The 25,744-nt window shown below is 38.1% G+C and carries 24 protein-coding genes; 2 read left to right on the forward strand and 22 right to left on the reverse strand.

Annotation, left to right across the window (positions count from 1 at the left end; translation table 11 throughout):
* Positions 1-28 precede the first annotated feature (28 nt).
* From ACZ5N5_RS02485 to ACZ5N5_RS02565, 17 genes are all read right to left on the reverse strand, one after another.
* Positions 29-1,324: a methyl-accepting chemotaxis protein gene (locus tag ACZ5N5_RS02485; protein WP_277679086.1), complete on the reverse strand. Its 1,296-nt coding sequence runs from the start codon at positions 1,322-1,324 to the stop codon at positions 29-31.
* A 26-nt stretch (positions 1,325-1,350) separates the two neighbouring features.
* Positions 1,351-1,914, reverse strand: a complete 564-nt coding sequence (locus ACZ5N5_RS02490) for a low molecular weight protein arginine phosphatase (RefSeq protein ID WP_109985423.1) — start codon at positions 1,912-1,914, stop codon at positions 1,351-1,353.
* Between the two features lie 76 nt (positions 1,915-1,990).
* The gene (locus tag ACZ5N5_RS02495) at positions 1,991-2,569 is read right to left on the reverse strand and encodes a manganese efflux pump MntP (RefSeq protein WP_109985424.1); all 579 of its coding nucleotides are present in this window, start codon (positions 2,567-2,569) and stop codon (positions 1,991-1,993) included.
* 46 nt (positions 2,570-2,615) lie between these two features.
* Complete coding sequence (locus tag ACZ5N5_RS02500) at positions 2,616-3,629, reverse strand: L-threonylcarbamoyladenylate synthase (RefSeq protein ID WP_464367614.1); 1,014 nt, start codon at positions 3,627-3,629, stop codon at positions 2,616-2,618.
* Between the two features lie 189 nt (positions 3,630-3,818).
* Positions 3,819-4,253, reverse strand: coding sequence for a hypothetical protein (locus ACZ5N5_RS02505; RefSeq protein WP_109985426.1), 435 nt, complete (start codon positions 4,251-4,253; stop codon positions 3,819-3,821).
* 81 nt (positions 4,254-4,334) lie between these two features.
* Complete coding sequence (gene spoIIR / locus ACZ5N5_RS02510; RefSeq protein ID WP_054861225.1) at positions 4,335-4,961, reverse strand: stage II sporulation protein R; 627 nt, start codon at positions 4,959-4,961, stop codon at positions 4,335-4,337.
* 90 nt (positions 4,962-5,051) lie between these two features.
* Positions 5,052-5,921, reverse strand: a complete 870-nt coding sequence (gene prmC / locus ACZ5N5_RS02515; protein WP_464373740.1) for a peptide chain release factor N(5)-glutamine methyltransferase — start codon at positions 5,919-5,921, stop codon at positions 5,052-5,054.
* A 1-nt stretch (position 5,922) separates the two neighbouring features.
* Complete coding sequence (gene prfA / locus ACZ5N5_RS02520) at positions 5,923-6,993, reverse strand: peptide chain release factor 1 (protein WP_054788802.1); 1,071 nt, start codon at positions 6,991-6,993, stop codon at positions 5,923-5,925.
* 83 nt (positions 6,994-7,076) lie between these two features.
* A complete protein-coding gene (locus ACZ5N5_RS02525) occupies positions 7,077-7,694 on the reverse strand; it encodes a thymidine kinase (RefSeq protein WP_109985428.1) in 618 nt (205 codons plus the stop codon).
* Positions 7,695-7,951: 257 nt separating this feature from the next.
* A complete protein-coding gene (locus ACZ5N5_RS02530) occupies positions 7,952-8,197 on the reverse strand; it encodes a type B 50S ribosomal protein L31 (RefSeq protein ID WP_054861228.1) in 246 nt (81 codons plus the stop codon).
* Between the two features lie 128 nt (positions 8,198-8,325).
* A complete protein-coding gene (gene rho / locus ACZ5N5_RS02535; protein ID WP_109985429.1) occupies positions 8,326-9,621 on the reverse strand; it encodes a transcription termination factor Rho in 1,296 nt (431 codons plus the stop codon).
* A 486-nt stretch (positions 9,622-10,107) separates the two neighbouring features.
* The gene (locus ACZ5N5_RS02540; protein ID WP_054788799.1) at positions 10,108-11,394 is read right to left on the reverse strand and encodes a UDP-N-acetylglucosamine 1-carboxyvinyltransferase; all 1,287 of its coding nucleotides are present in this window, start codon (positions 11,392-11,394) and stop codon (positions 10,108-10,110) included.
* 322 nt (positions 11,395-11,716) lie between these two features.
* Positions 11,717-12,571: a class II fructose-1,6-bisphosphate aldolase gene (fba, locus tag ACZ5N5_RS02545; RefSeq protein ID WP_054788798.1), complete on the reverse strand. Its 855-nt coding sequence runs from the start codon at positions 12,569-12,571 to the stop codon at positions 11,717-11,719.
* Between the two features lie 177 nt (positions 12,572-12,748).
* Positions 12,749-13,111: a response regulator gene (locus ACZ5N5_RS02550; protein WP_109985430.1), complete on the reverse strand. Its 363-nt coding sequence runs from the start codon at positions 13,109-13,111 to the stop codon at positions 12,749-12,751.
* 286 nt (positions 13,112-13,397) lie between these two features.
* Positions 13,398-14,993, reverse strand: coding sequence for a CTP synthase (locus ACZ5N5_RS02555; RefSeq protein ID WP_464373211.1), 1,596 nt, complete (start codon positions 14,991-14,993; stop codon positions 13,398-13,400).
* Positions 14,994-15,386: 393 nt separating this feature from the next.
* Entirely contained in the window at positions 15,387-15,920 is a 534-nt protein-coding gene (gene rpoE / locus ACZ5N5_RS02560) for a DNA-directed RNA polymerase subunit delta (RefSeq protein WP_054861232.1), read from the reverse strand.
* Between the two features lie 119 nt (positions 15,921-16,039).
* Positions 16,040-16,627, reverse strand: a complete 588-nt coding sequence (locus ACZ5N5_RS02565; protein ID WP_277679677.1) for a P-loop nucleotide/nucleoside kinase family protein — start codon at positions 16,625-16,627, stop codon at positions 16,040-16,042.
* A gap of 259 nt (positions 16,628-16,886) precedes the next feature.
* Here ACZ5N5_RS02565 and ACZ5N5_RS02570 point away from each other — a divergent pair, with 259 nt between their 5' ends.
* Entirely contained in the window at positions 16,887-17,966 is a 1,080-nt protein-coding gene (locus ACZ5N5_RS02570; RefSeq protein ID WP_464373212.1) for a phospholipase D-like domain-containing protein, read from the forward strand.
* A 67-nt stretch (positions 17,967-18,033) separates the two neighbouring features.
* Here the strand turns inward: ACZ5N5_RS02570 and argS are convergent, their stop codons facing one another.
* The 5 genes from argS to speE all read right to left on the reverse strand — a co-directional run bounded on the left by argS (position 18,034) and on the right by speE (position 23,004).
* Positions 18,034-19,701, reverse strand: coding sequence for an arginine--tRNA ligase (argS, locus tag ACZ5N5_RS02575; protein WP_109985434.1), 1,668 nt, complete (start codon positions 19,699-19,701; stop codon positions 18,034-18,036).
* A 15-nt stretch (positions 19,702-19,716) separates the two neighbouring features.
* Positions 19,717-20,118, reverse strand: coding sequence for a YwiB family protein (locus tag ACZ5N5_RS02580; protein WP_464367613.1), 402 nt, complete (start codon positions 20,116-20,118; stop codon positions 19,717-19,719).
* A 48-nt stretch (positions 20,119-20,166) separates the two neighbouring features.
* Positions 20,167-21,216 (reverse strand): AimR family lysis-lysogeny pheromone receptor, encoded by a 1,050-nt coding sequence (locus ACZ5N5_RS02585; protein WP_109985435.1) that lies wholly within the window; start codon positions 21,214-21,216, stop codon positions 20,167-20,169.
* 72 nt (positions 21,217-21,288) lie between these two features.
* A complete protein-coding gene (speB, locus tag ACZ5N5_RS02590) occupies positions 21,289-22,161 on the reverse strand; it encodes an agmatinase (protein ID WP_054788788.1) in 873 nt (290 codons plus the stop codon).
* 12 nt (positions 22,162-22,173) lie between these two features.
* Complete coding sequence (speE, locus tag ACZ5N5_RS02595; RefSeq protein ID WP_464373213.1) at positions 22,174-23,004, reverse strand: spermidine synthase; 831 nt, start codon at positions 23,002-23,004, stop codon at positions 22,174-22,176.
* 169 nt (positions 23,005-23,173) lie between these two features.
* On the opposite strand from speE, the gene ACZ5N5_RS02600 reads away from it, so the two are divergent.
* The gene (locus ACZ5N5_RS02600; protein WP_464367612.1) at positions 23,174-25,291 is read left to right on the forward strand and encodes a transglycosylase domain-containing protein; all 2,118 of its coding nucleotides are present in this window, start codon (positions 23,174-23,176) and stop codon (positions 25,289-25,291) included.
* The last annotated feature ends 453 nt before the right edge of the window (positions 25,292-25,744 follow it).

Genomic DNA, 25,744 nt, shown 5'->3' on the forward strand with positions numbered 1-25,744 from the left:
AACTCCCTCTTGTAAAAAAAAGTATTGTTTAGCTTAGCTTAAATTGCCCGATCTGATTTTTCAAGTTTTGTGCTTGTTTTTCTAAATTTATCGCTAAGCTCTCAAGATTTTCAGCAAAATCAGCTTGCTCCTCTATCGTTGCTCTCATTTCCTCTGATCCTGCCGAGGTTTCCTCTGCAATTGCTGCTACATTTTGCGATTTTGCCTGCGTAGATTCCATTTCCTTTAATTGATCATCCACTAGAGTAGAAATTTCCTTTATAGATTCAGCAACATTAAGAACAGAACCAGACATCTCATCGATTACAGCCGTTGTTTGCTCCCCTTTTGTCATTTCGTTTCTTGTTTCTTCCACTTGTTTTTGCATGGCATTCACGACACCTTTTACATCACTTTGCATATCCTTGATCAAATCAGAAATGCTCTGTACGGCCTGTGAGCTTTGATCTGCCAATTTTCGCACTTCCTCGGCAACTACCGCAAAGCCTTTGCCTTCTTCCCCAGCACGTGATGCCTCAATCGATGCATTTAAAGCCAATAAATTGGTCTGTTCACTAATGTCGCCAACGAGAGAAATAACATTCTCTACTTCTTTTGCTTTCTGTTGTAAGCGATGAACGTCCTGTAAAGCAATTTCTTGATTTTCGGCTATTTGAAGAATGCCTGTGATTAGACCATTGATAATTTGATTCGATTCTTGAAGCTGTTGAACCATTGCGTTCGATTTCTGCTGAGAGTCTCCTGCCTTTTCATCCACTTGACTAGCTAGCCTTGTGGAATGATCTACAGATTGCGCCGTTTCTTGAATAGCTTCAGAGGTTTCCTCAGCACCTGAGGATATTTGACTAATCGTTTGTTCCAAAGCTTCAGAGTGTAGCTTCGAACGTGAAGCTGCCTTTTTCATGTTTTGGACAGAATCAATCGTTTCTGTTGCATGCTCATCAATATCTGTCAAAACAGACTTTAACTGAGTGACCATTTTTTGAAAAGCGATTGTCAATGCACCGATTTCGTCATCCTTTGCATCTGTTGTGTCCATTTCATGCTGCAAGTCTCCTTCTGCTACTTTAGTCGCAGCATTTTTCAATGTGACTAATGGTCGTGTAATAAAACCACCTGCTGCGAATGCTAAGATACCTGACCAAATAATACCTAATAGTAATATTCCTAACACGTACCATGATTCTGGTATCTCCACAAATTCGTTGATGAATCCTTGCAAAAAGTAGATGAATAAAGCACTTGTTGAATAAGTAATCATTGCTAATAGAGTAGTAAATATCACTAATTTAAAACGTAGACTTTTCCCGCCTTTTTTCCCCATACTGCCACACCCCTATTTATGACTATTTAACTACTACTATTTTGCAACTTTTTTACTAATTTTGCAAGATAAATTGCTAGTTCATCATAAGTTTTTTTATAGGTTGTGACATTTGAACCAAAAGGATCTGAAATATCTAGATCCTGCATCTTCTTTTCCCAGCTATTTATTTCGTCGATTAGTTCCTTTTGTTTCGCTGTATCCTTTTGGCATTTGGCCTCTTCTAAGGAGGCATATGCCTTCGTAAGCTTTTTCCAAGCTACTTCTATTTCAGGATCCACATATTCCTTTAATGTAAAAATAGAGGGAGCATGCTCCGGAAACTGTTGCTTCAAGCTATCACGATGAACGACTGTCATGGTTAATACAAGATCTGCCCAATCAAGCAATTCCGATGTTATTTGAGATGACTGGTGTTGATGCTTAATCCCTTTTTCATTTAATACTTGGATCGTTTCTGGTGATGCTGGATATCCATCTATTGCCATTAGCCCGGCAGACTTCACTTCATAATCGGAAATATCCTTAAGAATGGCTTCTGCCATCGGACTTCTACATGTATTCCCTGTACAAACAAATAATATTTTCATGTTTCACTTGATCCTCCATTGCTACAATGTCCAATCAGTTTCACTATATCATATTTTTGGAAAAGATGAGAAGTTGTTAAAATAATATGTGTAAGCCGAAACCAAACAGAATACTTCCCCCTAGGATTTCACTATATGTTCCTAATAAGTGATGGGTTCTACGACCAATTAATAAAGCAGTCCATGTTAATACTGTACTAAAAATACCGAACAAAGTAATCGCTAGGGCTGTAGCTAGTCCAGATAAACCTAAGGACAATCCGACAGAAAAACTATCCAGACTAACGGTAAATGCAAATACGAATAGCCCCAATCCACTTGGTGCGAGAATATTACTTTCCCTTTTTTGAAAGGTTTGTAAAACCATTTGAAACCCTATACCACATAATAAAAGCCCTGCCGCTAATATCGCAATCCCTTCAATTTGTGTGGAGATCATCGTACCGAGTAATAACCCGATAAATGGCATGACAATGTGAAATATGCCAACCGTTAAACCGATCGTAAAAATTCTTTTCAAACGAATTTCTTGCATACCAATTGCTAACCCTACTGAAAAGGCATCCATTCCGAGCGCAAATGCCATGAAAATAATCGATAAAACTTCTCCTACTGGTAGTATCGTCACAATTAATGTGCCCCCTTCTTCGGACATGCTTCTTTCACCTATGCATATGCGGAAAAGGGGGCGGTTATGATCGTTATTTTGTTTGGTAAAGATGGTCAGATGCTGCCTTTGACAGCCGATTCATAATAGCTTGGCCCACCCCATCTGTGGAAAAGGCCTCTGCTAAAATTAGATCAACATTCGTATGATTAAAATATCGTAGTCCATCATACAGCTTAGCGGCTATTTCTTTGTCGTTTTCCCCACAAGGAAATAGTTGATCTGCGTCTAGTTCATCCATTAATGAATCACTTGCTAAAACACCAACCTTATAATGTTTTTTTCGATAAAGATCGATCTGCTTCTGAAAAAAATCACTATCTCCATGTACGACATATAGTGGGGCATCAGGTTCATAATGATTATATTTCATCCCAGGTGATTTAGGCTGATTGTCTTGTTTTTGTATCGCATTGGTCATCCTTGCACTTGGCACGATTTTTTTAATATCCTCGAGTGTTACATTGCCTGGTCTAAGAATAATAGGAATCTCTCCAGTAGCATCGACAACGGTTGATTCTAAACCAACTCCTGTTGCACCACCTTCAATTACTCCACTAATCTTCCCTTTTAAGTCCTCCAATACATGATTGGCTTTTGTTGGACTCGGTTTTCCTGAGAGATTAGCACTTGGTGCTGCTATCGGTTTACCTGTTGCTTGAATGAACGCTCTTGCAATCGGATGGTTCGGTATACGGATCCCAACCGAATCTAATCCAGCAGTAACAAGTGGTGTAATCTCTTTGTTATTTTTTAAAATAATGGTAAAAGGACCTGGCATAAAATGATCGATGAGTTTTTGTGCAGCCTCTGGAATCTCCTGCACATATCGGCCGATTTGACTGGGTGCGTCTACATGAACAATTAGTGGATTATCAGCTGGTCTTCCTTTTGCTTGAAAGATTTTTGCTATAGCATGCTCATTCGTAGCATCTGCTCCTAAGCCATACACCGTCTCGGTCGGAAATGCTACTACTTCACCATTTAATATCGATTGAGCTGCTTCCTTTAATGATTGTTCATCTGTTTTCCACATTTTTGTTTCCATTTACTATCCCTCGATTTTCGTATGTCTAGCATTATTATGGAGGGATTTCTTAAAATGTGCAAGCCGATGGAGTTATCAACAGATTTATCCACAGAAAGGAAGGAGTTCTGTGGGTAAATCTTGTTTTATCCACAAAAATGATATTTAAGATGAATATTTATCCACAATTCTTGTGAATGTTATGCACATTCAGTTCACATTTTGTGTATAACCATCCACTTTGTCCACATTTAGATGATCATTCATCCACCATTGTCCTTGTTTTTCAGTGGATGGACCCTGTGGAATTTGTTGATAACTCAATTGCATTAACAATTGATCCACCGTTTCTGATCTGCTTTGCACATATAATTTTTCCGCACCATAGTTATAGGTTAAATTTTCGGCTGATTGAATAATGGTTAATGGTAAGGAAAAGGGTGCACCCTTTTTCATAATAAATGCACGTAACCAATAGCTAGATTTATCCACAGGATATAGACAGAAGAAAGCAATAGGCTTTTCGTCTTGCTCCACAAAATAGCCATATTGCTTCATTCTATCATCCGTTATCCATGACATCTTATTTTCAAAAAATTGAGCAAATTCCTGATCTGTTACTGTATTAGTTGCTTGTAATTTCACTATTCTCCACCTCTATCATTTATTTACTATAATCTATGAAACAAATGATAGATTTATTCATTAGAATAGGAACTTTTTCCACTAAAAATCAAACCATTCGAGAAAGAAAAAGGTATACTTTACTTCCTCTTCATCTTCCTCTTTTTCTTCTTTTTTATCTTGCTCTTCCTTTTTCTTTTCTTCCTCATTTTCTTCCTTTTCTTCTGCTTGAACAGTAGTACCAAATGAAAAATCTAGAAAGCATAATGGTGGAAATACAACACACCACCAATTGGCACCATCACCTTCTCCAAGAGTAATAAGAATGGCTTCATACTCTCCTTCAGGGTATAAATAATCTCCATATAATTTTGTGGGAAATTTCACTTTATCACTATATTGAACCTTATAGGATTGATCAGAACCTTTCTCCTTCAATACCTTTTCAACAATCGCTTCAAGCTCTGTAGTATTGTTAGATATAAGCTTTCTCGCTTCCTCGATATCATCCATTTTTTCTACCCATTTTGTCACTTCTGCGTTCACAGCATCGCGCACAGCATGCTTCAGTGCTTGATCCTTTTCCTTATCACTATTTGCTAAAATTCTTAGACGGATCGCTTCGTCAGGAATCACCTGATAGGCTGAGGTTTCCGTGCTCGTTGTTTTTTGTGGAAAAAATCCAATAATCATAAATATAAGGACTGCAATGAATAAAAGCTTTCGCATTTTTCTTCCCCCTGTAATGATGTCTTGTTCATTAGTCACAGTGTGGGCAAATACAAAAGCTTTTAAACAATCAATCTATTAATTTTTTACTTATCCTATTAATTCTGCCATAACCATTCGATCTTTTCCGTTTATATCTTGCAATACGTTCACTTTAGCATGTTGGAACTTCGTTTTTATGATGTCAGAGACGGCCATTCCTTGTTGGTAGCCAATCTCAAAGGCTAGGATCGCATCTTTATTCAGAACGAATTTCGCCTGTTGAATAATTGCTTCATATGCTGCTAAGCCATGATTAGGTGCAAATAGTGCTAAATCTGGATCAAAATTTTTCACCGTATCAGACATTAATTTTTTCTCAGTCGGATCAATATATGGTGGATTAGAAACGAGTAGATCAATTTTTTCCCCTTTCTCCATTAAGGGGGATAAAAAATCTCCTTGGTAAAATTCAATCTTTGCCTGATGATTTCTTCCATTTTGTTTGGCCACAATTAATGCTTCTGGTGATAGATCTGTAGCCAAAATTCTCGGTTTCCACTCTGCTAGCTCATGCGCTAAGGTTATCGCAATAATTCCACTTCCTGTCCCGACATCACAGATGGTTAAATCAGTTCTATTTTCCCTCCTCACTGTCTCACAAATAGCCACAATTAACTCCTCTGTTTCCGGACGAGGAATTAATACGTGTTCATTCACCGTAAAATCACGGCCATAAAACTGCTCGACACCTGTTAAATGCTGGACTGGAATCCCTGTTGTAGCATGCTGTTTAATTTTATCCATATAGGCACTAAACGCTTCTTGTGTCATGCTATCACGTAAGCTACTAATAAGGCTAGCTTTTGTCAGTCCAAGCTCATGCAGCAGTAGGATCTCGGCAACCTTAGGTTCACGGGACGCATTTTCTAAAAAAGAAGAAGCCCGACGGAGGGCTTCGTATATCGTGATGGTTGGCATATTATTCACCTATTTGCTCCATTTTCTTTGCTTGCTCTTCAATAATAAGGGCATCAATCACTTCTTCTAGCTTCCCTTCAAGAATCTGGTCAAGCTTCTGAATCGTTAGTCCGATACGGTGATCCGTCACACGATTTTGTGGGAAGTTATAGGTTCTAATACGTTCCGAGCGATCTCCTGACCCCACAGCAGACTTTCTCGTTTGATCATATTCTGCTTGTGCTTCCTGTTGGTATTTATCATAAATACGTGCACGTAATACTTTCATTGCTTTTTCTTTGTTCTTGATCTGTGATTTTTCATCCTGAATCGAGACAACGATTCCTGTTGGCATATGGGTTAATCGAACTGCCGACATCGTTGTATTAACACTTTGTCCACCTGGTCCACTAGATGCAAACGTATCTACACGAATATCCTTCTCATGGACATCGACTTCTACTTCTTCTGCTTCTGGCATTACCACAACCGTTGCAGTAGAGGTGTGGATTCTACCACCTGATTCTGTTTCTGGAACACGCTGTACACGATGAGCACCATTTTCAAATTTTAGCTTCGAATAGGCACCCTTTCCATTGATCATAAATACGATTTCTTTAAATCCCCCGACACCTGTTGTGCTTGAATCCATTACATCTATCTTCCAGCCCTCTGACTCCGCATAACGTGAGTACATGCGGTATAAATCGCCCGCAAAAAGTGCCGCTTCATCTCCACCAGCAGCTCCGCGGACCTCCATAATAACGTTCTTATCATCATTTGGATCCTTTGGTAATAGTAACACTTTTAGTTTTTCCTCAAGGTCTTCTTTTTGATCCGATAATTCTGCGATTTCCATTTTTGCCATTTCACGCATCTCATCATCTAAATCCTCTTCTAGCATGGATTTAGCATCTTCTAGCTGAGAGTTTACCTCTTTATACTCCCGATAGGCGACAATGATATCCTGTAAATCTGACTGTTCTTTAGAGTATTCTCTAAGTTTTTGAGAATCATTAATCACTTCTGGGTCACTTAATAATTCATTTAATTTATCATAACGCGCCTCTAACGATTCTAATCGATCTAACACGTCCTTCACCTCTTTCTCACCTAAACAGGTGATGACTTCACTGGTACGTATATTATAGTATAGTTTTATAAAAAGCGTCAAAGCTAGTATGCATTAGAATTTTTTGCGATATTTCGGTTATATGGATGGTTCGGTACTTCGTGATGATGACGACATCGTGGCTCATATGCTTCCTTAGCCCCTACTAAAATAACAGGATCATCAAAGGATGCAGGCTTTCCGTTAATGAGACGTTGTGTTCTACTGGCAGGTGACCCACAAACAGGGCATATCGCCTGAAGCTTTGTAACAAATTCACTAATGGCTAAAAGATCCGGCATCGGCCCAAACGGCTCACCTCGAAAGTCCGTGTCTAGTCCAGCCATAATTACTCGTTGGCCATTATTAGCTAATTGACTAACTACTTCCACAATTTCTTTGTCAAAAAATTGGATTTCATCTATTCCAATGACATCCATATCCTCTGTGACATCTGATAAAATTTCTGCTGCACTCTCTACCGGTTTCGCAATGATCGCTGCACCATTATGAGAGACAATTGATTCCTCGCTATAGCGATTATCTATTTTTGGTTTATATACGGCAATATTGAGATGACCATATGTAGCTCTTCTTACTCTACGGATTAGTTCCTCGGATTTACCAGAGAACATGCTCCCACATATGAGTTCAAGCCAGCCAGTATGTTTCATGATATTCATGGAAATGTGACTCCTTCCGACATTTCACTTTCTCTAGTTTCGTTTAGCATCAGTGGGAGAAGAATTCCCTTCTGATATTAGTTTAATCATTAAGTATATTCCCATACTTTTAAATTCTTGCTTCCATTTAAGCTATATTGCTGAATAGATGACACTCTATGCCAATAAAAAACAGGCAAATCGTATGAGCATTTGCCTGCTTTAATCGGATCAATATCCTGTTAGTATCCGTAGATAAATTTCTGAAAAAATAGCCATTATCCAAGGTTGTATTTTTTCTTGAAACGGTCTACACGGCCACCAACTTTGTCAGCTTTTTGTTTACCAGTGTAAAACGGGTGTGAAGCTGAACTAATTTCTACGCGAATTAATGGATAAGAGTTTCCATCTTCCCATTCGATCGTTTCATCAGAAGTCTTTGTAGATCCGCCTAGAAATTTGTAGTCAGAGCTTGTATCAAGAAATACAACTTTATGGTATTCTGGATGAAGTCCTTCTTTCATGTCTGTCCACTCCTTTTGCCCTGAATCCTTAAGAAACAGAGTTAAATTATGCGATAAGCATTTTCAATCATACAGAAGCATTATAACAGTGTCACCATTCGAATGCAAGTATAATTTTGATTTGCGCCTTACTCTACTTTCTTATTCTTGGCTGTTCCTTTTCGTCTCATTTCTTCCTCAATGGAAGCAAGAAATTCTTCATTATTTTTCGTTGAACGTAATTTACGTAAAAATCGTTCTAGGAAATCTGGTGAATCCTGCATGCTTTTACGTACTGCCCACATCATTTCTAAGTGCTGCTTCGATAATAATAGTTCTTCTTTTCTCGTACTAGAACGTAAAATATCAATGGCAGGGAAGATTCGTCGTTGGGCAAGGTTACGATCTAAATGAAGCTCCATATTACCTGTACCTTTGAATTCTTCATAGATAACATCATCCATCCGTGAGCCTGTTTCTACAAGTGCCGTTGCTAAAATCGTGAAGCTACCGCCATCCTCGATATTACGAGCAGCACCAAAGAAACGCTTAGGACGGTGGAATGCGGCAGGATCAATACCACCAGAAAGAGTTCGTCCACTTGGAGGAATCACCAGATTGTATGCTCTAGCAAGACGTGTAATACTATCCATAAGGACCACGACATCCTTTTTATGCTCCACTAACCGCATGGCACGCTCTAAAACCAATTCAGCTACTTTTATATGGTTTTCAGGAACCTCATCAAATGTCGAGCTTACCACATCAACATTATCCGCAACAGATCGCTCTATATCGGTTACTTCCTCTGGTCGCTCATCAACTAAAAGGATGATCAGCTTAGTATTTGGATGATTAACCGCAATACTATTGGCGATTTGTTTTAATAGCATCGTTTTCCCCGCTTTTGGAGGGGCAACGATTAAACCACGTTGTCCGTAACCAACAGGTGTTAATAAATCCATAATTCGTGTAGAGATTTGCTTTGTTTCTGTTTCTAGATTCATTAATCGATCTGGATATAATGGTGTCAATGCAGGGAAATGGACACGTTCTTTCGCTGCCTCAGGATCTTCCCCGTTTACGGCGTCAACATGAAGTAGGCCATAATAGCGTTCATTCTCCTTTGGCGGTCGAACTTTACCAGAAACCTTGTCACCATTTCTTAGATCAAATCTTCTAATTTGAGAGGCAGAAATATATATATCTTCAGCGCTCGGGGAATAATTAATCGGACGGAGGAAACCAAACCCTTCTGTCGGGATGATTTCTAAAATACCATCCATAAATAAATAGCCACTTTTTTCAGCTTGTGCCTTTAAGATGGCAAATATTAATTCTCTTTTTGTTAATTTTGCATAGTAGGAAACCTTAAATTCCTTTGCCTTTGCATACAATTCCTTTAATGTCATTGATTCCAATTCTGAGATCGTTACTTCACTCACAAAATCACCACACCTATATTTTTTCTAATTTATCGAAACGATTCCATCTCTTTTAGATTCATAAAATAAACACGGAAAAACATATTGAAAATAATTGCTATTATCCATAAATAAATTAGGAAACACTACCAATTGGTCGGTTGCAGTTACTATCGTATTCGTTCATCATGTTATGGAAGCTCAAAAATGGGAGCACCGAGATCATTATAAATCTCAAGAAGAGTGAAAGATGGAAGCTATTATATTTATACTTTTAGAAGGTATTTATGATAGCTTAAAGTAAGAATTTAATTGTAAGAATTTAATTCTGTCTATATAGTACCTTTTTCTTTCGAGATATTCAACTATTTTTTTAAGAAATCGAATTTCCCTCATTTTTTACACATTTAAAAAAAGGAAAAAGAGACAAGTTATTGCCTCTTTTCTTATATCATATATAAATTTAGTAGATGTCTAACTCCGATTAGTCTGCGCTTTTCTTACACATTAGGAATTTTGAAATTGTTTTACTTCTTGTTCTGTCATATTCTCTCGCCAAATATTCGCACCTAATTGTCTAAGCTTATCCGTGATGTTCGCATAACCTCTATCGATATGCTCTACACCTGTAATCTCTGTAACCCCATTTGCCATTAATCCTGCCACAATAAGTGAGGCTCCTGCTCGTAAATCACTTGCTTTGACTTTTGCCCCTTCTAGTTCCACAGATCCTGTTATAATAGCGGAGCTACCCTCGACTTTAATTTGGGCATTCATTCTTCTCAACTCGTCAATATGTTTAAATCGAGCAGAATAAATGGTATCTGTGACAACGCTCGTCCCTTCTGACCTCGTAAGAAGTGCTGTTAATGGCTGCTGTAGGTCTGTCGGAAACCCTGGGTGGACAAGTGTTTTAATATCCACACTATTTAGTTTACTTCCTCTATGGACGAGTAATTGTTCCTCCCCTTCTTCGATTGGAACACCCATTTCTCTCAATTTCGCTAACAGTGGCTCTAAGTGCTGAGGGATCACATTGTCAATTAATACCTCTTCTCCTTGAGCAGCAGCCATGATCGTATAAGTTCCTGCTTCAATTCGATCCGGAATAATCGTATGCATACAGCCTTTTAATGTTTCTACACCTTCAATTCGAATAACGTCTGTTCCCGCACCCTTGATTCTAGCACCCATGCTTGTGAGCAATGTGGCCACATCAATAATTTCTGGTTCTCTTGCTGCATTTTCGATAATCGTTTTGCCTTTCGCTTTTACTGCAGCTAGCATGATATTAATGGTCGCCCCAACACTCACTACATCTAAGTAAATACGTGCTCCTTTAAGCTCGTTTGCACGTAAATAAATTGCACCTTGTTCATTTGTTACCGTTGCGCCTAAAGCCTCAAAGCCTTTTATATGCTGATCTATCGGTCTTGGCCCGAGGTAACAGCCTCCCGGTAAACCGATCACCGCCTCCTTAAAGCGACCGAGCATGGCACCCATGAAGTAATAGGATGCCCTAAGCTTTTTTACACGGCCATTAGGTAAAGGCATTGCCGTCATATTGCTTGGGTCAATATGTAAAGTATGTTCATGCTTTTCCACTGTTCCGCCAATTTCTTCTAATAGGTAGCTTAATGTCTCTACATCAGAAATCTCTGGAAGACCCTCTATTATTACTTTTGAGTCAGCCAGAATAGCTGCTGGCAAGAGTGCCACAGCACTATTTTTTGCGCCACTTATCCGCACTTCTCCATTAAGCAGGTGTCCACCTTCTACTAGTAGTTTCTGCATTCCTATTCCCTCTCTTTCAAGGTAATTACTAGCTATTTATCGCATCACTATTATTTACTATTTTTAGTGTGTTCCTTTTTACCAAATTCATGCAAAATATTGATAGAAAACTCCATGACTGCTATACCTTTAGAAAGTGGTAATTTTACATACGCACTTTCATAAATGATAAAAAACCAATCGACTTCCATTATAACGTAATTTGGATATTTTTACACTAAGCAGGATTATTTTTCTTGTAATTGTTCGAGGATAAAACGATTAGAGGTAGGAGATTACAATAAAAAACTGCCCTTTTCAAAAAAGAGCAGTTAGATCTTATTTATGCTTTATTAGAAGAACCGAATTCGCGCATTTTACCGATTACTGTATCTTTGATTGCATCTCGGCTTGGTCCTAAGTATTTACGAGGGTCAATCATTTCTGGATTAGCCTCTAATACTTCACGAACTACTTTTGTTTGTTGAATTTGGTTTTCTGTATTTACATTAATTTTAGAAGTACCAAATGAAATTGCCTTTTGGATATCTGCAACAGGAATTCCTGTTCCACCATGAAGAACTAGTGGTACACCTGCAACGGTATTAATTTCTTCCATTTCTTTAAAGCCTAAGTTTGGCTCGCCTTGATAAGGACCGTGAACGGAACCTAATGCTGGTGCAAGACAGTCAACACCTGTACGTTCTACAAGCTCTTTACACTCGTTTGTATCTGCGTACATAATTCCACCTTGTACACCATCTTCATTACCACCAACTGTTCCAAGCTCTGCTTCAACAGATACACCATGGAAATGAGCAAGCTCCACTACTTTGGAAGTTACTGCAATGTTCTCTTCGAATGGATCATGAGATGCATCGATCATTACAGAAGTAAAGCCTGCATGGATAGCTTTTGCACATACCTCGAAGCTAGAACCGTGATCTAAATGGATTGCAACAGGAACTGTTGTACCTTGTGCTTCCATTGTTGCTTTCACCATTGCCACAACTACATTGAATCCACCCATATATTTTCCAGCGCCTTCAGATACACCTAAGATCACTGGGGATTTTTCTTCTTCTGCAGCCTGCAAGATAGCTTGTACATACTCTAGGTTGTTAATATTGAACTGACCTACAGCATAGCGTTGTTTGTTAGCAGTTTCTAGCATTTCTTTCATTGAAACTAATGGCATTGTTTTGCTCCTCCTTTAAAATATGTATAGATATAAGCATTGCTTTTACAACCGATCTTGTTACTGATAGATTGTGTCCATTAATAGAATACCAATTCCTTTAAGAAGGTGCAACAACGTAAGCAGTGGAAAACGGTTACTTGATAAAAAAATATCAATTCTACTGCATAATAAGGATTAATTACCAATTATTTCATTAACTAGTATCCGTATATCATTTAATTGAAATGGTTTGCCAATTGTTTTTCTAACAGAGGAATATTTTTTCATTTTACCTTCCGCTCGTTCAGGTAATCCACTCATGACTACAGTCGGAATGGCAAATCCATCCTCCTCTAACAGTTGGACAAGTGCTTCCCCATCAATGATTGGAAGCTTATAATCTAACATAATAAGGTCAGGGCTGTCCTGTTTAATTTTATCAAGTGCTTCTTGACCATTCATGGCCTGCTCCACACGATACCCTTCATGAGATATAACCTCTTCTAATAACATTCGTATCCCAATTTGGTCATCTACTACTAAGACTGTTTTTTCCATATCATGCAACTCCTTTTCTCTGCTACCATAGAAAAACTTAGCTTATCACTATGTTCTTTTTTCGTCATCCACAGAATAATTTTCAAAAGATTATATCCTTTAAAATATTTCGATATAAGAAATAAAAATCCTGCAATATTTTGAAATGTTTTTTTATCTGAACGGAACGAATTTTGTCGAAATTAGGAGAATGTTGATTAGTGGCTTGGGCAAAAGTAAATATAGTAAGCAAAAAACGAACGATCTAATTAGAATCGTTCGTTTTATTAATAATTTCTATGAAGAATTATTTTACTGTTGCTCCTATGAATCCTTTAAATAATGATTGTGGTTTTGTTGGTCTAGATTTGAATTCTGGATGAAATTGGGAGGCAATAAACCAAGGATGGTCTGTTATCTCAATAGTTTCGACCAATCTTTCGTCAGGGCTTGTACCAGAAAAGACAAAACCATTTGCCTCCATATTCTCCCGATATTGATTATTAAATTCGAATCGATGACGGTGACGCTCGTATACCACATCTTCATTGTCATATACTTCTTTCGTTTTTGTGCCATCCTTTAATCGACAAGGGTATAAGCCTAATCTTAGCGTACCACCCATTTCCGATATTTCTTTTTGTTCAGGGAGTAGATCAATAATCGGGTGCGGTGTCTGTGGATCAATCTCTGCTGAATTCGCCCCTTCTAGCCCTAATACATTTCGAGCAAATTCTACGGTTGCAAGTTGCATACCAAGGCAAATTCCAAGGAATGGTATACGGTTTTCTCTTGCATATCGAATCGCTTCAATCTTTCCTTCAATGCCTCGATCACCAAATCCACCTGGAACTAGAATTCCATCCACATCTGCTAGTTGTGTTTCGATGTTTTCACGATCTAATTCTTCCGAGTTTATCCATTTCACCTCTACATCCGCATCATGAGCAAATCCGGCATGCTTTAATGCCTCTACTACAGAGATATAGGCATCTGGCAGTTCTACATACTTACCAACTAAACCAATTGTAACTTTCTTTGTTAAATTTAAAACCCGATCAATTAATTGCTGCCATTCCGTCATATCTGCAGGAGCACAATCTAATCCAAAGTGGTCACAAGTAATTTGGTCTAATTTTTGTTCCTGCATTGCTAATGGTACATGATAGAGGGTATCTGCATCACCTGACTCAATAACCGCTTTTTCATTAATGTCACAAAATAATGCAATCTTTTCTTTCATTTCTTGACTAATTTCTCTTTCTGTACGTAAAACAATCACATCTGGCTGAATCCCTAGTGATCGTAATTCTTTTACGCTATGCTGTGTTGGCTTTGTTTTCAATTCCCCTGCCGCTTGAATGTAAGGAACTAGGGTACAATGAATATACATGACATTTTCGCGACCAATATTGCTTTTTATTTGGCGAATCGCTTCAATAAATGGAAGGGATTCAATGTCTCCAACCGTACCACCGATCTCGGTGATGACAATATCTGCATTTGTTTGTTTTCCGGCCTGAAATACTTTATCTTTTATTTCATTCGTAATGTGTGGGATAACCTGTACTGTTCCACCTAAATAGTCACCTTGACGTTCCTTTTTAATCACCGTTGAGTAAATTTTTCCTGTCGTAATATTGCTATACTGGTTGAGATTAATATCAATAAACCGCTCATAATGGCCAAGGTCTAGATCTGTTTCTGCCCCATCATCTGTAACAAAAACCTCTCCATGTTGATATGGACTCATTGTTCCTGGGTCCACGTTGATATATGGGTCAAATTTTTGAATCGTTACTTTTAATCCTCTATTTTTTAATAAACGCCCTAAGGATGCTGCTGTAATTCCTTTTCCAATGGAAGAAACAACACCACCAGTTACAAAGATGTATTTCGTCACACTTATCCCTCTTTCTTGTATTTATTAAGGTTGTGGGAGAAGAAAAACACCAATAATGGCAGCTCTTCTTATTCATTCCCGCTTTTTTTAAATGAAACTCTCTCCGTCTTCGGAAAGAAGTACCTGAGCTATATATTGGAACTCTCAAGCTATTTTTAATTAGAAAAACTCGCATTCGCTCGTCCTTTGGCGAATGCCTAGTTTTGCTTATACTTGGTACCTTAAAATTTCAGCTACGTCGAAACGCTACTGTGTAGAATTTTATACTTTCCTAACGTAAAATAAAAAAGCGCTCCCCTATCTACCAGGGGAACGCTATATATTATCCATTAATTTATGGAGCCCAAGTAAAATTGTACTCAGATAGCGGTAGAAAGTCAAGTAAGTTTTAGGCTATTTTTCTTCATCTTCATCAAAATCATCGTCTTCTAAATCGTCTATTTCATCTTCTATCTCGTCATCTTCATCGAAATCAAAGTCATCATCTTCCAATGTATCTTCAATGTCGAAATCTTCTTCCTCTTGGAAATCCTCTAGATCGACATCACCGATGTTACTATCATCTTCACTTAAGTCTTCATCAAGTTCTGTTTCTTCGATCTTCGCTTTCTTTTTCGTTACTTTTTTCTTCTTTTTCTTCTTCGGTGTTTGGGTAATATCTTCATCTATTTCTTCTACTGGATACCACTTTTTCAATCCCCAAAGATTAGAGCCTTTTGTCATAAACCGACCATCAATATTTAAATCTGTATAGAATTGGGAGAGCCTTTCATCTTTTTCTTCCTCTTTAAAGCCCTTCAGTTCTGCCACTTTATCAAATAATTCTCGGAAATCCATTGCTTTATTTCCATCTTCTAGTAATTCTGTCGCAACATCGATCATTGCCATTTCATCTATTTTTTCTTCTGTTAAATTCTGCAAACTCACGATTTAGCACTCCTTTATCGTAAAATCTATGTAAACAAATGTTTTCGTTCAACGTCACTACTACCATCATATTATATGGTTTTGCCTAATGAAATGCAACAATCTTTCACAAGTGTATGCTATGAATTAATGAAAGAGATTAATCCTTGTACTTTTTCCTCCGTTAAATCTCCTGAATTATCAAAAATATGGATATCGTCTTGCGGAATATCCCAATTAATTGTTGGAACAAAATCCACTCGTGTTTCATAGGAATCCCAATTGTCAAGCTTCCAGGTATCTCTTACTGTTCCACGCTCTTCAATGCGTTTTCGCTGCTGTTCGATATCGTCAAGAGTGACGACAACTACCTTCACCTCTACCTCTTTATTTGTTTTTCCACTAGCTGCAATAACATCTTCAATCCATTGTTTATTTTTCAATTCAGCTGTAAATGGAGAAATCATGAAAACATTTTGTCCAACCCGAAGATTTTCTATACAGATATCCTTGGTTGTATCATATTCTAAATCACGTAAATTTTTTTTATAAAAATCTGAGTCACGATCATTTGGATCTAAATCATTCATTTCAAGAAAACGTTCAACAAAACGTCCCCCTACTGTATCGCGATCAAGAAATGCACAAGGTATGGTTTCCGCAATTTTTTCTGCCACGGTTGTTTTCCCTGTTCCTGCGACCCCTACAAAGAATACTAGCTTTTGCATCTTCTCACCTCATTAAGTAATTTCACGTTTATTCTTCACACCTTCTAATGTTAACCGATTCAATCGAAAAACGCACGTGCTTTTATAATGGAATTTTATCATAGTTTTCTTTAATATTGGGTAATGTAAAGATTAAGCTTTGAAAAGAGGGATATTCATGATTTACTTAACCATAGTTGGATGTATAGTGCTTTTTATTTTTTTATTATACATTGATTACATCCTCGGTAAAATGTTATCAGCAAGGAATAATCATAGCATGAAATGGAACACCTCTTCTGATGATGTTACATTTTTTGATTCAGGGCAAGATCTCTTTGAAAAAATGTTAAAGGATATAGAAAATGCCAAAACTTCGATTGATGTGCAATTTTTTATTATTCGTAATGACCAGATTAGTAACAGATTTTACAGCTTACTTGCTCAAAAACATGCAGAAGGTGTGGAGGTTAGAATGCTGGCAGATTGGGTAGGAAGCTTTCGTTACCGTAAGAAATGGATAAAAAATCGATTCCCTTTTTTCAAGATGAACCATCCACGGCCGCCATTTTTTTATCACCTTCAACAGAGAAACCATCGAAAGCTATTAATTATCGATCAAAAGATTGGTTATCTAGGAGGATTCAACCTTGGTGAAGAGTATTTAGGAAATGATTTAAAGCTCGGTAAGTGGAAGGATTATCATATTCGTCTCACGGGTGAAATTGCTCGAGTATTCAGTCAAATTTTTACTACGGATTGGAACAAGGCGAGTCTTTCCTATGACCGATCATTTGGTGAGAAGGAAGCTAATGCAGAGGATGTTAACATTTGTGTCATGACATCAGAAGCAAATTCCCTTGAAAAAAGTATCCTCTCGATGCTTTCCAGTGCTAAACGTTCTATTGAAATTGGCTCTCCTTATTTTATCCCAACAAAACCTGTGCTTCAGGCGCTAGTGGATGCAAGAAAACGTGGAGTAAAGATTACGATCCTTCTACCTGAAAAAGGAGACCATCCTATTACAAAGGCCGGTGCCATGCCTTATTTAAAAAAAATGCAAGAGATTGGTGTAGATACTTATTTATATATGGATGGTTTTTTTCACGGAAAGGTTTTGTTTATTGATGAGGAGATCTGTGATTTTGGCACAGGAAATTTTGATCAACGAAGCCTTCTTCTCAACGAAGAAATCAATGTCATCGTAAAAAAGGATCATCCCCTTTATCAGGATGCCAGAGCATGCTTTACCCATGACTTGAATACAAGCAAAAAATTAACCTTAACATGGATTAAACATCAACCATTGTGGATGAAGCTGTTAACGGTTATCAGTGTGCCACTTCGGAGATTTTTGTAGTATAACTTGTCACCACATTATGAAAGAGGAACAAACCAGTCAACACTGATTTATTCCTCTTTTTCTATTACATGCTCTCTGGTGCATGAACTCCTATCAGGCGTAAGCCATTTGCTAGGGTGATTTTTACGGCTTCCATTAAAGCTAAGCGTGCTTTCGTTGCTTCGATATCGTCTTCGTTAATGACTTTCTCTGCATTATAGAAGCTGTGAAGGGCAGATGCTAGGTCAAAAATATATTGTGTTACACGGTGTGGCGTTCGATTACTTGCTGCATCTGCAACCACTTGGGTGAAATCGCCTAATTGCTTTAAGAGATCCTCTGCTTTTTCTGATTGAAGCAGGCTTGCATCATAGTCAGTAGGTTGTATCCCTTTTTCTGCTGCTTGCTTTAACATGGTACAAATTCGCGCATGGGCATATTGAACATAGTAAACAGGATTATCATTGGACTGGGATTTTGCTAAATCCATATCAAAATCTAGGTGAGAGTCAGCAGAGCGCATGACAAAGAAATAACGCATAGCATCAATGCCTACCTCGTCCATTAGTTCCCGTAAAGTGACTGCTTTTCCTGTTCGTTTACTCATTTTTATTTTTTCGCCATTTTCAAAGAGATTTACCATTTGAATGATTTCAACCTCTAAAGTATCCGCATTATAGCCAAGTGCTTGGATCGCTGCACGCATACGTGGGATATAACCATGATGATCCGCTCCCCAAACATTGATTAGTTTATCAAAGCCACGATCCAGCTTGTTTTTATGGTAAGCAATATCTGGTGATAGATAGGTATAGGAACCATCCTGTTTTACTAAAACACGATCCTTATCATCACCAAAGTCTGTCGTACGGAACCATGTTGCTCCATCCTTTTCAAAAATATATCCTTTTTCGCGGAGAAGATCAATTGCAGGTACTATACGATCTTCTTGATAGAGAGAGGTTTCTGAGAACCAGTTGTCAAAGGTTACGCGAAATTGCTCTAAATCCTTTGCGAGCTTTTCTAGTTCAAATTCCAAACCGTATTTTCTAAAAAAACGATCCTGCTCTTCCGCTGGTTGACTCAAAAGCTCTTCACCATATTCTTTGGCAAGACTTTCTCCAATTCCGATAATATCAGCTCCATGATACCCGTCCTCCGGCATAGGATAGTCCTTACCTAATGCTTGCATATAACGAGCCTTAACAGATAGTGCTAAGTTATTAATTTGATTTCCTGCATCGTTAATATAGTATTCTCTTGAGACGTCATAGCCTGCTTTATCTAAAATATTGCATAAAGCATCCCCAACGGAAGCACCACGAGCGTGACCCAAATGCAGGTCTCCTGTAGGATTCGCTGAAACAAATTCTACCTGGATTTTCTCACCCTTGCCTACATTTGTTTTTCCATATTGCTCCCCTTGCTCTAAGATGGTAGGAATTAAATTCGTTAGATATTGATTATCCATGAAAAAGTTAATAAAACCAGGACCAGCTATTTCTACCTTTTTGATCGATCCTTTTGTTTGATCTAGCTTCTGTACTATCTCTTCGGCAATTTGACGTGGAGCTTTTTTGGCAATTCGCGCTAATTGCATAGCCATGTTCGTTGCATAATCACCGTGCGCTTTATCCTTAGGTTGTTCTAGCACAATGGCAGGTATTTCCTCTTCTTTTGCTAAGCCTGCCGATAAGACTGCTTGTTTTATCGCCATCTTTAAGTTATCTTGCATCTCTTGCATTATATTCATACTAATACCTCCATTTTAACGATTGTCTTCCTGGCTGAATTGAATGGTTAACCGATGTCTTCTGGGGTCTGCTCCATTTAAGCTTGTTGTATAGCTAATAAAAAGCTTTCCATTTCTTTTCTTCTCTAGTTGTTGATATTGAATTTGCTCTGTCATTGTTTCCATATGCATTGTTCCAAACTGGTGTCTGTAAACATTTTCTGTTCGTTGCTTTTCTGTGAATTTTTGATGCATGGAAACAGCGCCAGACCTCTTCACACTTACTTTATCAGGTTGTATGGTAATGAATGAATCTGTCCGTTCGTTATATTCATTCTGTTCACTAAAGGTCAGCACAGTCATCTGGTTTTTCTCCATTAGCAGACCTTTCTCTTCTGTTACGGTAATTTCTTTATTATCGTCATCTATTATTTCCATGGTCATTGTTATGGAAACTGGAGTTTTGTTCATTAATCTTCTCATTCCTTATTGATCAAGTGCATTTAATGCTTGTAATGGTAGCTTCGCATAAAAATAATCGTCCCGTTCATAGATAAAACGTTGATAGGATTGCTTGAGTAAATGCTTATCCTTTCGTGCCATACCTAAATAATATTGTTGAAATGGCGTCAGCTCGTTAAATTCCTCTAATATGGATATACATTCCTCGACATTACCATTTGCTAATGCAATATGAGCTTGCTCTGCTTTATTCTCTGTCACGAGCCCTTCCGTTTTTCGATAATAGGCAGAAATAAATGGAATAGTGTAATTGGTCAGTCCATAAACAGCACGTGCATTGGCGGTCTTCTTTGCTAGCTCTAAAGCGAAATGGGCATGTTGTATCGCTTGTTCATAGCTTTCAAACAGGTATCCTTGTGCAAGCATATTATGAATATCGATTTTTTTGTAGTCATTATTCGTATTGGCAAGCAATCGATAGCCATATTTCCGTGAAAGGATTAATTCATTTCGTTTCCAATGATAGATAAATAACGTCTCATCCAAACGATGCTCGAGCAATTCTCTTAATAAAGGATCCATCAGACGATCCAGTCCTATCTTAATACGATCATTATATAAACCAATTTTGCCATATTGATGCATGTCAAAATAACAGTAAATATGTAATAAGTCTTTTAAAATAGGAAAAATGTCATCATCTGCTTCCGCTTCGATTCGATTAATCTCTTTAATCGATTGCCTTATCATTTTTGGTTTGACTTGTTTATTGGATAAATTCTTCCGATCGTACATTAACTGGTAAGCCAGTGCTGCCGTTCGATTTTTTTTATGAATAGAGGTTCGATTTTTTGCTATTACGTCATGTAGCTCCTCTAGCAAACCGACTGCATATAGATATTCCATGGCAACTCGTTGATTATGATCACTTTTACAATGCAGACAAATCAATCGCATATTATCTATTTCATTAGGGTATCCCTTTAATTGTTGATAAATAACATAAATCGGCAATTCATTGTCACTTTCTAAGAAGTGATTTACTATATGATTGTCATGTTCGTGTTCTGTCATCGTGATTTATCCCCTATTTTTCTATTCCTTTACTGACATTTTATCATAATTAACCTAGAAAGTAACTGCCGGTTATTTTACCCAGCCCAAAAGAATTTCCCGGATGAATTTGCTTGCTGCGATTGCTGTTTTTTCTGTCGGATCATATACTGGAGCAACCTCCACCAGATCTGCACCTACAATAGAAACCCCGGATTTTGCAATTAGATGGATAGCCTCCAATAATTCCTTTGAAGTAATCCCGCCTGCTTCAGCAGTCCCTGTACCAGGCGCATAGGCCGGATCTAATACATCGATATCAATTGTGACATATATCGGGCGATGAAGCAGTGTCGGTAATACTTTTCTTAGTGGTTCTACTACTTCAAATTTTGCCATATACATGCCGCTTTCCTTTGCGTATTGAAATTCTTCTCGCATGCCTGATCGAATCCCAAATGAATAAACATTCTCTGCACCAAATTTTTCACAAACTTTTCGAATCGGAGTTGAGTGAGACAATTCTTCTCCTTCATATTCGATCCGCAAATCAGCATGGGCATCAATATGAATGACAGCAAGATCTGGATATTTTTCAAACATTGCTTCAAGGATTGGCCAGCTCACTAAATGCTCACCACCTAATCCAAGCGGAAATTTTCCTTTTGCCAAAATTTTGCGGACATAGGCTTTTATCATTTCTAGACTGCGCTCAGCATTTCCAAACGGAAGTGGGATATCCCCTGCATCGAAATAGTTCACTTCTTCTAAATGACGATCTAAATAAGGGCTATATTCTTCTAAGCCAATTGATGCTTCTCTGATGCGATTGGGACCAAAGCGCGAACCCGGACGAAAGCTTACTGTCCAGTCCATCGGCATTCCATATAAAATAACATCTGCCTTCTCATGGTTTTGTCGTGATAGTATAAATACCTTTCCAGAATAGGCTTCATCAAAACGCATACCTTTCACCCCCTATTTATCTGTTAAATCTTTTACAAATTTCGGTAGGACAAAGCTTGCAAAGTGAAGGTCCTTTGTGTAATATTTCGTCTCTATGTCAAAGAAGCGTTCTTCCTTAACCTTTAAGGGATCATGGATTTTGCTTCCTAATGTAAAGGTCCATAGACCACTAGGATATGTCGGAATATTGGCAGTATATAGTCTAGTTACAGGGAATATCTCCGCTACATCCTGAAATACCTGGCGAATTAAATCAGATTTGAACCAAGGATTATCTGTTTGTGCAACAAAGAGTCCGTCATCTTTTAATGCATTAGCAATTCCAGCATAAAAGCCTTTTGTAAAAAGATTAACAGCAGGGCCTACTGGTTCGGTTGAATCAACCATTATCACGTCATACGCTTTTTTGCTTTTGGCAATATGAACAAAACCATCTGCTACGCGTACCTCCACTCGTGGATCAGATAACTTTCCAGCTATAGACGGTAAATATATTTTCGAATATTCCATAACTTTCCCATCAATATCAACCAATACGGCTTTTTCCACGGACGGATGTTTAAGAATCTCTCGGATCACTCCACCATCTCCTCCCCCAACTACCAGTACCTTTTTAGGATTAGGATGCGTAAATAGAGGAACATGTGCGACCATCTCATGGTATACAAATTCATCCTTTTCGGTTGTCATGACCATATCATCTAAAAGGAGCATATTCCCCCATTCCGCCGTTTCAACCATATCTAACTTCTGGAAATCGGTTTGCTCTGTATGATGTGTTCGATTAACCTTCGCAGTGATTCCAAAGTTTTCTGTTTGTTTTTCCGTAAACCATAATCCCATTCATCATCTTCTCCTATCTATATTCAAACAACCATCTATTAGTTAGATTAAACAATACTATTTTAGAGATTTTTTCTAAAAAATCAAGTTTTTCTTGTATCTTTATGTTTATTATTTTTAGAAATTTCCCATAATACCAAATATAAGCTTATTGAAGGAGGGGACACCTATGCGCAGAAGGAGAAGAAGAAGGAAAAAAAGATGGCTAAAATGGGGCTTCTTTATGTTTTTAGTCGGGGCTTCTTCCTTTGTTTTCTTAATCGGGGCAAGCTTTATACTAGGTCCTCCTTCACTTGAACGTGCGGAAAACACCATCTATTATAGCTCAGATCAAGAAGTAATCGGGGAGGAATACGGATCTGAAAAGAGGTATTGGGTGGACTTGGACGAAATTGATGACAAGTTAGAAAAAGCCATTGTTTGGACAGAGGATCAGCATTTTTATGATCATCTTGGCTTTGACTTTAAGAGACTTGCGGGAGCTATTGTTAAGGATATCCAGACAATGTCGTTAAAAGAAGGGGCAAGTACGATCACCCAGCAATATGCTCGAAATCTCTTCCTATCACATGAAAAAACCTGGAAACGTAAGCTATATGAAGCTTTTTACACTATTAGGTTAGAAATGTTCTATGATAAAGATGAGCTTTTAGAAGGTTATTTAAATACGATTTATTATGGACATGGCGCCTATGGGATTGAGGCTGCTAGTAAATATTATTTTAACAAGTCAGCAAAGGATTTAAGCTGGGCGGAAGCTACTTTGCTTGCAGGTATACCTAAGGGGCCGTCCATCTATTCTCCCTTTCATGATTTAGAAAATGCGAAACAAAGACAAGCCTTTATTTTAGAAAATTTACTGGAGAATGATGTGATCGACCAAGCAACATATGATGCGGCAATAAACGAAAAATTAAATTTTTCCGATGACCGTATGATTGTAAAAAACAGTATTGCTCCTTATTTTCAGGATATTGTGGTCGAGGAACTGAAATCATTGCTCGATTTAAATATGGAAGAGATTCGTTCTGGTGGCTATAAGGTTTATACAACATTGGAGACAGACCAGCAGCTAGCTTTGCAAACAGCCAGTGAGTCTGTTCTCAACAATGGAGAAATTCAAGTAGGTGCTGTCGCAATGGACCCTGATACTGGTGGGATAACTGCACTTGTGGGGGGACAAAATTATGAAGCATCCTCCTTTAATCGGGCAGTTCAGGCAAAGCGTATGCCTGGCTCCTCTTTTAAACCATTTCTCTATTATGCCGCTTTGGAAAATGGCATGACAGCTGCAACGACGATGATGAGTAAGCCGACAACCTTTGCTCTAGAAAATGGTCAAAGCTATCAGCCAAGCAATTTTAATAACTATTATGCAAATGCTCCGATTACGATGGCGCAGGCAGTTGCCTTATCTGATAATATTTTTGCGGTTAAGACAAATCTGTATGTGACACCTGAACGATTCGCGCGGATTGCAAAGGAAAAGTTCGCCATCGAAAGTCCACTTGAACCTGTTGCTTCGCTTGCTCTTGGTACAGAGGTTGTCAGTGTAAAGGAAATGGTAACAGGCTATAGTATTATTGCAAATGGTGGTAAAAAAGTGAATTCTCATGTGATCGAAAAAGTAACAGATTCACAAGGAAATGTAATTTATCAGTACGAAGAGCCCAAGGAAGAAGCTGGAGGTTTTCCGTTTTTCTCGAAAAAAGAGACAAATCAACTGCTGAAGCCTGCTCTTACTTATATTTTGACCGATATGATGAAGGGAATGTTTGACCAGGAGCTCAATGGCTATATGAGTGTAACAGGTGCCTCAATAGCAGACCAACTAACACACGATTATGCTGGTAAATCGGGAACAACGGAATCAGATAGCTGGATGGTCGGCTTTAGCCCTGAATTAGTAGCTGGTGTCTGGATTGGCTATGACGATAATCGCTCGATTGAAAAAGTTTCCGAGGAGCATTTCTCCAAAGAAATTTGGGCTAACTTTATGGAGAAGGCTCATGAAAGCATCCCAGTAACAGAAAGCAAGCCACCTGAGAACATTATCGAAGTCCCGATCGACCTTAATACTGGTTTACTAGCAACAGATGAGTGTGGAGAAGCATATACGATGCCTTTTATCAAAGGAACCCAACCATCTCAATACTGTACTTCCCATTTGGAAGAAATCAATGAAGAAAATTCAGAGGAACTAAAGGAAATCACCGAGGACGATCCATTTTTAGAGGATTGGTGGGATTGGCTCTGGTTTGGCGATAATTCGACTGTAACAGAATAGTGACGGAGACCGTTTGGCGTCGAGGCTTGCATTAGAAATAGCTTATTAACTCCATTTGAGAGGCATTTCTGGCAAGAAGTGAGTTTTATAGAGCGGATAAACTTCATTTCGCTGGTTTTCTTCGTTTGAAATGCGCTTTATAAAGCTTATAAACTCCATTTCGCTGGTTTTCTTCGTTTGAAATGCGCTTTATAAAGCTTATAAACCCCATTTCGCTGGGATACTCCGTTTAAATTGCGCTTTATAAAGCTTATAAACTCCATTTCGCTGGTTTTCTTCGTTTAAATTGCGCTTTATATAGCATATAAACTCCATTTTGCTGGGATTCCTCGTTTGAAATGTGCTTTATATAGCATATAAACTCCATTTTGCTGGGATTCCTCGTTTGAAATGCGCTTTATAATGCATATAAACTCCATTTCGCTGGGGTTCCTCGTTTGAAATGCGCTTTAT

The sequence above is a fragment of the Gracilibacillus sp. JCM 18966 genome, from assembly GCF_055392695.1.